Genomic DNA, 9,547 nt, shown 5'->3' with positions numbered 1-9,547 from the left:
CTGTTCAGGTAGCCGGAGATGCCGATGGCGACCACGGCGGTGATGGCGGTGTACTCGAGCAGCAGGTCCCACCCGATGAACCACCCAACGACCTCACCGAGCACAGACGAGCCGTAGGAGTAGGCCGAGCCCGCCTTGGGGATCAGCCCACCGAACTCGGCGTACGCCAGGGCGGCGCAACCAGCTGCGATCCCCGCGACCACGAACGAGATCGTCACTCCGGGACCGGCGTTCGTTCGCGCCACACCGCCGGCCAGGGTGAACATCCCGGCGCCGATGATCGCGCCGAGACCGATGGCGGTGAGCGACCAGAGGCCGAGCGACCGCTTGAGCTGCTGCTCCTCAGCGGGCTCGTGCAACGGGATGGGCTTGCGGCGGAAGATCCCGGTGGCCCCCGTGTGCAGGACCCCGCGGGTCCTGGTCGGCCGGGGCAGGCCTCCCGGCGCCGCGTCAGGCCGCGAGGTGCTCAGGCCCACCGGTCCCGTGGCCTAGCCGTGCAACCCGGACGCCGGGAAGAAGAAGCCCAGGCACTGCTTGATGCCTGTCGTCCAAACCGGAAGCTCATGGCCTCCAGGATTGGTGATGAGACCGTTGTTCGGCTCACCGACGCCGTTCATCGCCGCGATGTAGCGACGAGCCTGGTCGAGTGAACCCGGATCGCTCGATCCGGCCACCAGCAGGGTGCGAGGGCCGCGGGCCGACACGTGGAGTATCGGCGAGCCAGCCTGCTTCACGGCAGCCGACTGGCCTTCGAACGCGGGAGGCTCGGCGGTGAAGAAGCCGCTCATGGGGCACGCCTGCTGGTACACGCCGGGAGACAGCGTCGGCAGGTAGGCCGCCCCGTACCCGCCCGACGAGAGTCCCGTGACCTCCCAGGTGCCGTTGGTGGGGTAGTGAGAGTCGACCCACTGGCGCAGCTCCGGACCGGTCACCGTGCCCATCGGCTGGCGGCTGGTGTTGGCGAAGTCGCTTTCGCCGACCGCAGGCCCTGTTCCGTCGGGGGCCACTGCGATGAACGGCGTCTTCGACTGATTGGACAGCTGGGCCACGTTGAGACCGCCGATGACCTCCTCGAGGCCGCCGGGGACACCGTGCAGCATCTCCACCACGGGGTAGCGCTGGCTCGACTGGCCATAACCGGGAGGCAGGACCACGAGGACTCGCCGGCTCGAATGCAGAGCCGCGGACGGGTACGTCGCCTCGATGACCTGAGCCGAGCTGGAGCCTGATGCCGCGCTGGAGATGAACGTGGTTGATCCGAGCACGCCGAGCACGGCCGCGGGTACGAGGAGCACCCACGCCAGGGGGGTTAGCCGGGCGGCGCGGCGAGAATCTCCTTGCTCGGGATGGAGCCCCACCTCGGGCCGAGGGCCGAGGATGAGCCCCAAGCCGAACCCGAAGGTGAAACTGATCAGGTGCTCCCAGTCGGCGAGCTGGTGGTGGAGGGGCAGTCCGCTCAGCACAATGAGGAGGGCAACGACTCGCAGCCATCGCCATCGCAGCAGGGCGACGACGGCGCCGGCACCTCCCGCGGTGATGGCGGACGCGCCGAAGTCGAGGGTGGAAAGGGTGTTGGCCGCCCACGTGCTTCCGAGCACGTTCCCGAGGCCGAGCCCGGCTTCGACGCCGAGGGGACCGACGATGCCACAGACGACTATCACGACGATCGCCCTCAGACTGCCGGCCAGGGCCTCGTAGATGCCGACGAACACCGCCACCGACAGGCAGATCGACAGGCACATGAAGGTGTTGCGCGTCAACAGCTGGTTCGTGAACAGCGTCGACCAGTGGCCGGCCTGGATCTGGCGACCGCTGTAGCCGTACTGGTACTCCATGGTCAGGCTGAGGTCGTGGTGAAAGACCCCGGTCCGCCAGGCCGTGGCGACGATGGCAGAGATGATGAGGGTCGTGACGATCGGCGGGTGGATCCGAAAGCCCGTAGGCCACAGAGCCCGGCGACGCCGGCTCGTCTCTTCGCTCTGGACGATGGTCATGGGCGAACGCCTAGTGACTGCCGCGCAGGACCTGCCGCAGTCCGCCCGGGACGTAGCTGCGGGCGACGGCTGCGAGCCCGCCAGGTAGCTGACGGCGGGTCGGCACGACCAACCAGCGCGGCTCCCAGGCGGGATTGAACTTGTCCTTGTAGCGCCGCAGCGACGCCGTCGGATAGAGCCGCTCGGCCATCTTCCCTCTGGAGAGCGGCACGCAGGCCAGGCTGCCCTCCCGCAAGCCCGCCTCGGCGAAGCCGAGCAGGCTCTCGGCGATGAGGAGATCGATGGTGGGGTTCGGAGCGTCCGGACTGCGACGCATGATGTCGAGCACGCGGCCCCGCCCCCCGTCATGGTGATGCCACGTGACGAAGCCCACGGCCTTCCCCGACGAGTTCACTGCGACCCGGCAGTCGGTCGAGCTGATCTCCTCGGGATCGAAGCGACCGAGCGTGAAGCCCATCTCGCCACCGTGCTTGGTGCCCAGCCAGGCCTTGGAGACCTCCGCCACCCCCTCGGCCAGCTCAGGCGACCACGGCGCGACCGTGAGACCGGCCCGCTTGGCGGCGCTCACGCTGTGGCGGATGTTGGCCATGCGCTTGCCCTTCAGCGAGAAGCTGGTCAGGTCGATCACGGCGTCCTCGGCGATGGGCATGGCGTACATGCCTCGGCTCTCGTAGGGCTCGGCTTCGGCGACGCAGGTGAACACCGGGCGCATGCGGTCCTGCTTCAAGCGAACGAGCAGCTCGTCGAGGACCCGTTCCCTCGCCCAGGGAGGGGCGGCCACGTCCGTGGCCAGCACGGCCCAGCGACCCCGACGGACGTAGCCGGCGACGGCTGCGCCGCTCAGCCGCACGACGACCCGGTCCTCCCCGAGGAGGAAGGGGCTGGCCGACTCGCGGCCCCATCGAGCCACCGCCGCCTGCATGAGGGGGGTGACGGTGGCCGCTGGGGTGGCCTGGGGCCTGGACCGGCGGTGCGGCGTCCGCACCTTGGCCTTGGTCTTGGTCTGCACCCCGCGGTTCTCGGTGGCGGAACCCGAGGGCGCGGCCCGGTCGCCGTTCGGCGTCGTCTGCGCGGAGGGGGCGGGCGAGACCGGTCGACTCTCAGGCGGGTACCACTTCCCGTCCCACGCCAACCACCAATCGACACCCTGTGCGGTGTCGCTCATGCGAATCGCCCCCCCTACCAGTGGCGCCTATGGGCCACCTGCGGCACTTCTTCCGATGACTGCAGAATACGCCTCTTGTCCCCGGGCGGAAAGGGTCGCATTGGGCCGCCCGAGGCTCCGGTCTCTCTCCATGGGTCGGCGAGAACCGTCGACCTCAACCCCGCCCACAGCTCGCGCCCAGACTGCGATCGGCTGCTGACCACCCCGGAACATCGAGCTCGGGCCAGTAGTCGCCCGTGTGCTCGTCCTGCGCGAACGGCACCAGTGGCGGTCTGCCGCTGGCGATGTCGGCGACGGCGGAGAGGAACACGTCGACCTCCTCGGGAGTGGTCGACAACGTGGCACTCGCCCTGACCGCGCCCGGGATCATCCGGCGGTCCCCGCGTTGAACGCCCTGCCGGTAGGCGGCCTGCTCTTCTTTCGACAGACCGAGGAGCCGGATGAGGTAGGGGTGGGCACAGAAGCATCCGTGGCGGACGCCGATGCCGTACTCCGCGCCCAGCCGCGCCGCCACGAGGGCATGCGGGACGTCGTCGAGGACGAAGGCCGCCACGGCGAGGGTCGGTGTCGCCAGCGACGGGCCCAGCACCGTCACCCCAGGTATCGCGGCCAGACCCGTCCGCAGCTGGTTGGCCAGTGCCTGCTCGTGTGCACGAATCGCCGGCCAGCCGATGGCGGAGAGCTCGCGCATGGCCGCGCCCATCGCCACGGCGCCGACGACGTTCGGAGAACCGGCCTCCTCCCGATCGGGAGGATCCGTCCACACCACCTCGTCGAGGTCGACGATGTCGACGGCGCCGCCACCGAAGAGAAAGGGTTCTCCCCGGCTGAACACCTCGGTGGGGCCGATGAGCACGCCGGCCCCGAAGGGGGCGTACATCTTGTGACCGCTCCAAGCGAGGAAGTCGGCATCAGCGGGAAGGGGTCGATGAGGAGCGAGCTGCGCGGCGTCCACGAGCACCGGGACGCCGCGCTCGTGGGCAGCGTCGAGGAGGAGGCTCAGGGGCGGAAGCCACCCCGTGACGTTGGAGGCACCGGTGACGGCGAGCAGACGGGGCTTCGGACGCTCGTCGAGTGCTGCAGCGACCTGGTCCACGGAGAAGGTGCCATCGGGTCCGCATTCAACGTACCGACGGCGGGCGACTCGCCCCCACGGGAGGAAGTTGGCGTGATGCTCGACGACCGTCGTGACCACCACGTCGTCCTTGTCGAGCTGGAGGCGGTAGGCCAGATGATTGATGGCGTCGGTCGTGTTCCGGCAGATGATCGCCAGGTCCGATCCCTCGCGCTTCCCGGCAAAGGCCAGGGCATCGGCGCGAGCGTCTTCGTACGCGGCCGTCGCCAGTCTCGACTTGTAGCCCGTGGCGCGGTGGATGCTGGCGTACCAGGGGAGGAACTCGGCCACCTGCTCTGCTACCGCAGGAAGCGCGGCAGTCGAGGCGGCGCCATCGAGCGAGACGTACGGCCGCTCCAGCCCGTCGATGCACGGCACGGGCATACCGTCACCAACCAAGCGAACAGGAAGCCGGGCCACAGCTGAGGGTACCCGTTGCGGGCTATCGGTGACTGGCGTACCATCCGCTCTACGAGGTCTGTCGGCGCGGGGAGCGCTGATCGGTGGAAAAGGGGGGACACAAGAGCTCCGTTTGATGTCGGCACACCGCAACCCTTTGGGGACGTAGCTCAGTTCTGGATAGAGCGCCTGTCTTCGGGCAGGAGAAACGCCGGTTCGAATCCCGTCGTCTCCACTGAATCATCGCCAATCATCACGACTGCGAGGGCAACCTGAGTCGGCCGAGCTCTAGATCGATGAAGGTCACGAGCGCCAACGAGCTGCGCCAGGCCTTCGTGGGCTACTTCGTCGAGCGGGGCCACCACTACCTGGCCTCGGCGTCGCTGGTGTCCAAGGACCCGACGGTGATGTTCACCGTGGCCGGCATGGTCCCCCTCAAGCCCTACTACCTGGGCGAGCAGGTGCCCCCCCATCCCCGCCTCACCTCGGTGCAGAAGTGTGTGCGGGTCCGGGGCAAGCACGACGACATCGACGTGGTGGGCACCGACACCCGCCATCTCACCTTCTTCGAGATGCTGGGCAACTTCAGCCTGGGCGACTACTTCAAGGCCGAGGCCATCACCATGGCCTGGGAGCTGCTGACCGAGGTCCTCGGCCTCGAGGCCGACCGGCTGTGGGTCACCGTGCACGAAGACGACGACGAGGCCGCCGCCATCTGGGTGGACAAGGTGGGCCTGGCCCCCGAGCGGGTCCAGGCCCTGGGCGAGGACAACCTGTGGGCCATGGGCGAGGTGGGCCCCTGCGGGCCCGACTCGGAGATCTTCTACGACAAGGGCGACGACCACGGCGCCGGCGGGGGCCCCGCCCGGGGCGACGACGAGCGCTACGTCGAGCTGTGGAACCTGGTCTTCATGCAGTACAACCGGGCCGCCGACGGATCGGTGGCCGAGCTGCCGTCCAAGAACATCGACACCGGGGCGGGCCTGGAGCGCATCCTGCCCATCCTGGCCGGGGTCGAGTCGGTCTTCGACACCGACGTGCTGCGCCCGGTGGTGGCCGCCGCCGAGTCGATCACCGGCGCCACCTACGGCACCGGCGGCCGGGTCGACGTGGGCCTGCGCATCCTGGCCGACCACGCCCGGGCCATGACCTTCCTCATCTCCGACGGGGTGCTGCCGGCCAACGAGGCCCGGGGCTACGTGCTGCGCCGCATCATCCGCCGGGCCCTGCGCTGGGGGACCCAGCTCGGCGCCACCGGGGCCCTGGGCCCGCCCCTGGTGGAGGCGGTGGTGGCCACCATGGGCCCCGCCTACCCCGAGCTGGTCACCGGCGCCGACATGATCGCCACCGTGGTGGCGGCCGAGGAGGAGCGCTTCGGGCGCACCCTGCGGGCGGGCCAGGGCCTGCTGGCCGACGAGCTCACCCGGGCCGCCGGGGGTCGCCTGGCGGGCCCGGTGGCCTTCCGGCTGCACGACACCTACGGCTTCCCCATCGAGCTCACCGCCGAGATCGCCGCCGAGGCGGGGGTGGAGGTGGACCGGGCCGGCTTCGACGAGGCCATGGCCGACCAGCGCACCCGGGCCCGGGAGGCGGCCGGGCGGGGGCCGGGCGCCGCCGACACCACCGCCCACCGGGGCCTGCTGGCCGAGCACGGGCCCACGGTCTTCACCGGCTACGACGAGGCCGCCTCCGCCGCCACCGTGCTGGGCGTGCTCGAGGTCCCCCCGGCCGGCCCCGACCGGGAGCCCGACGACCGGGAGCCCGACCGAGAGATCGTCTTGGACCGCAGCCCCTTCTACGCCGAGGGCGGGGGCCAGGTGGGCGACACCGGCACCATCACCACCGACACCGGGGTGGCCCAGGTCACCGACACCACCTACGCCCTGCCCGGCCTGGTGACCCATCGGGCCCGGGTCACCGAGGGCCACATCCGCCCCGGCCAGTCGGCGGTCGCCGCCATCGACGCCGAGCGCCGGGCGGCCATCCGGCGCAACCACACCGGCACCCACCTGCTGCACTGGGCCCTGCGCGAGGTCCTCGGCCCCCACGTCAAACAGCAGGGCTCGCTGGTGGCCCCCGACCGGCTGCGCTTCGACTTCAGCCACTTCGCCCCCCTCACCGAGGCCGAGGTCGAGGCGGTGACCGACCTGGTCAACGCCACCATCCTGGCCGACGACCCCGTGCAGGTGATCGAGACCAGCTGGGGCGAGGCCGAGGCCCTGGGCGCCATTGCCTTCTTCGGCGACAAGTACGGCGAGCGGGTGCGGGTGGTGCGGGCGGGACCGGGCTCGGTCGAGCTGTGCGGGGGCACGCACGTGGACGCCCTGGGCATGATCGGGCCCCTCCAGATCGTCGCCGAGGCCTCCATCGGATCGGGCACCCGGCGCCTGGAGGCCCTCACCGGCCTGGGCGCCCTCGACCACATCAAGGACCAGGAGCGCCTGCTGGCCGACGCCGCCGCCACCCTGCAGACCACCCCCGAGGGACTGCACGGGGCCCTCGAGCGCCTCCAGGCCACCTCGGCGGCCACCCGCGAGGAGCTGAAGGCCCTGCGCAGCGCCGCCCTCGGCATCGAGGCCGCCTCGCTGGCCGCCACCGCCGAGCGGGGCCTGGTCGTGGCCCGGCGCGACGACCTCGGTCCCGACCAGCTGAAGGAGCTGGCCCTCGCCACCCGGGCCCGAGACGGCGTCGTCGCCGTGGTCCTGGCCGGCACCCCCGACGCCAAGCGGGTGGCCCTGGTCGCCGCCGTGACCAAGGACTCGGGCCTGGTGGCCGCCGAGCTGCTGGCCGAGCCCGCCCGCCTGGTGGGCGGCGGCGGGGGCAAGGGCCCCGAGCTGGCCCTGGCCGGCGGCCGGGACCCCGGGCGCATCGACGAGGCCCTGGCCCTGGTGCGTGCCAACCTCGGGCTCACCTGAGGTGGTGGGTGAAGGCGTCGAGGTCGGCACTCGTGGATCTCGGGCCGGAACTGGCCGAGGTGCCGCTGTTCTCGGTCCTGGACACAGAGGAGCTCACCGCTCTCTCGTCGCTGGCTGAGCGACAGGACCTCCGCAGCGGCGCTCGCCTGTACAAGGAAGGCGAGCCGTCGACGCACTTCTACGTCGTCGTTCGCGGACGACTGGAGGAGACCTCGGACGGCGAGCTGCTCGGGTACATCGGCCGCCTGGAGCCGGTCGGCGAGATCGGGATCCTGATGGAGGAGCCCAGGACGTCGACGGTGCGGGCCGTGCGCGACAGCATCCTCCTGCGCTTCGAGAAGGCCGAGCTTCTCGACTTTCTCGACCACCACTCCGCGGTCCAGCGGGCGCTGTCACGACTCATGGTGGTCCGCGTCCGCGAGCGGGGCCGAGCTCGCGTCCAGGGCGCCACCGAGGTCCACGGGACCCTGGCGATCATCCCCGCCTCGCCTCACCTGCCGGTCATGACGCTGGCCGAGGGGCTCGTTCGCCGTTTGTCGGGTTGGCCCGACGCTCGGCTCATCACCGCTGCACATGTCGACGCGACGCTCGGGCCCGGCTCCTCGCAGACGTCACTCTCCGACGGAGCGGGCAGCACCCGCCTCGCGGCGTGGATGAACGAGCTGGAGAGCCGGCATCGCTATCTCGTCTACGCCGCCGACAGCGACCGCGACGCCTGGGCGCTGCGCTGTCTGCACAACGCCGACCGCGTGCTGGTGCTGATCGAGGCCAACGCGCGCCCGAGACCGGTGCGGGTGCTCCAGGAGCTTCGTTCGCTCGGCCTGCTCGCGCCCGTCGAGCTGGTGTTCCTGCGGCCCGAAGGAGATCCCTCGCCCCACACCTCGGCCTGGACGGACGTGACCGGCGCCCGCGCCCGGTACTTCGTACACCCATGGGACGAAGCCGACCTGGCGTCGCTGGCCCGCCAGGTCGCCGGGCACGGCGTCGGCGTGGTGCTGGGCGGCGGCGGGGCGCGCGGGTTCGCCCACATCGGGCTCGTCCGAGCGTTGGAGCAGCTGGGCGTGCCGGTCGACGTGGCCGGTGGGACGAGCATGGGGGCCTTCCTGTCGGCCCTCCTGGCCCTCGGTCTGGACAGCGTCGAGATGGCGCACACGGCTCGGGAGACCTTCGTCAGCAACAACTTCCTGAACGACTACGCGCTTCCGCGTGTGTCACTCATCCGAGGGCGCAAGTTCGGCGCTCGCCTGCTGGATATCTTCGGGGACCGTCAGATCGAAGAGCTGCGCCGGACCTTCTTCTGTGTCTCGACCAACCTGACCACGGGAGTCCCGGTCGTCCACGATCGAGGCCCGTTGTCGCTCTGGGTGGGCACGAGCATGGCCGTACCCGGGATCGCCCCACCGATCGCCTACGAGGGCGAGCTGCTGTGCGACGGAGGCGTTCTCGACAACCTCCCGACGGGCGTGATGCAAGGTCTCGAGCGCGGAGCGATCATCGCCTGCAACGTCAGCACCGACGGATACCTCAGAGCCCCCGGGTCGGGGATCGGTCGCCCCGACCCCGACGCCCTGCTTCGCCACGGCAGCATGGACACGCCTCCGCGCCTGAGTGAGATCCTCGTCCGCAGCGCCATGCTGAGCAGCGCCACGAGCGTCGACCTCGCGGCTGAGCGCGCCGATGTGTATGTCCGCATGCCATCGCAGGACTTCGGCATGTTCGACTGGAAACGCCTGGACGAGCTCGTGGAGCTCGGCTACCGCCACGCCCTCGAGCAGCTCGCTCCGGTACGCGACTCGCTCCTGTCCTGACGGCCGCTGACGCCTCGACCGGCCGGAGGGACCAGGACCTCAATGCCGGTCCGTGGCTATTGGCGTGTTTCACCTTTGGTCGAAAGCGGGCGCGACGCTGGCAGGCGCGGGGCCCCTTTCCGACCAATGGTGAAACAACGGCAGTGTGCCGG

At 70.6% G+C, this 9,547-nt stretch carries 6 protein-coding genes; 2 read left to right on the top strand and 4 right to left on the bottom strand.

Going from position 1 to position 9,547, the window contains the following annotated elements:
• The 4 genes from VH112_11325 to VH112_11310 all read right to left on the bottom strand — a co-directional run.
• Positions 1-476, bottom strand: a 476-nt coding sequence (locus VH112_11325) for an amino acid permease (GenBank protein ID HEX4540825.1), incomplete at its 3' end; no start/stop codon positions are given.
• Between the two features lie 12 nt (positions 477-488).
• Positions 489-1,994: an alpha/beta hydrolase-fold protein gene (locus tag VH112_11320; GenBank protein ID HEX4540824.1), complete on the bottom strand. Its 1,506-nt coding sequence runs from the start codon at positions 1,992-1,994 to the stop codon at positions 489-491.
• Positions 1,995-2,004: 10 nt separating this feature from the next.
• Positions 2,005-3,159: a DUF2156 domain-containing protein gene (locus VH112_11315; protein ID HEX4540823.1), complete on the bottom strand. Its 1,155-nt coding sequence runs from the start codon at positions 3,157-3,159 to the stop codon at positions 2,005-2,007.
• A 154-nt stretch (positions 3,160-3,313) separates the two neighbouring features.
• Entirely contained in the window at positions 3,314-4,651 is a 1,338-nt protein-coding gene (locus VH112_11310) for an aminotransferase class V-fold PLP-dependent enzyme (GenBank protein HEX4540822.1), read from the bottom strand.
• Positions 4,652-4,968: 317 nt separating this feature from the next.
• Between VH112_11310 and alaS the strand changes: the two genes are divergently transcribed.
• Both alaS and VH112_11300 read left to right on the top strand, forming a co-directional pair.
• Positions 4,969-7,587 carry an alanine--tRNA ligase gene (gene alaS, locus VH112_11305; protein ID HEX4540821.1) on the top strand — a complete coding sequence of 873 codons (2,619 nt, stop codon included), beginning with the start codon at positions 4,969-4,971 and terminating at the stop codon, positions 7,585-7,587.
• Between the two features lie 32 nt (positions 7,588-7,619).
• Complete coding sequence (locus VH112_11300; GenBank protein ID HEX4540820.1) at positions 7,620-9,395, top strand: patatin-like phospholipase family protein; 1,776 nt, start codon at positions 7,620-7,622, stop codon at positions 9,393-9,395.
• Positions 9,396-9,547 lie beyond the last annotated feature (152 nt).

The organism is Acidimicrobiales bacterium, assembly GCA_036270875.1.
Taxonomy (GTDB): Bacteria; Actinomycetota; Acidimicrobiia; order Acidimicrobiales; family AC-9; genus AC-9.
The sequence above is the reverse complement of the archived record's forward strand: the minus strand, read 5'-3'. Positions and strand labels throughout refer to the sequence as shown.

Bases quoted from the DNA above. Each gene is read 5' to 3' on its own strand.
- VH112_11320 (HEX4540824.1), bottom strand. From the start codon at position 1,994: ATGACCATCGTCCAGAGCGAAGAGACGAGCCGGCGTCGCCGGGCTCTG.
- VH112_11315 (HEX4540823.1), bottom strand. From the start codon at position 3,159: ATGAGCGACACCGCACAGGGTGTCGATTGGTGGTTGGCGTGGGACGGG.
- alaS (HEX4540821.1), top strand. From the start codon at position 4,969: ATGAAGGTCACGAGCGCCAACGAGCTGCGCCAGGCCTTCGTGGGCTAC.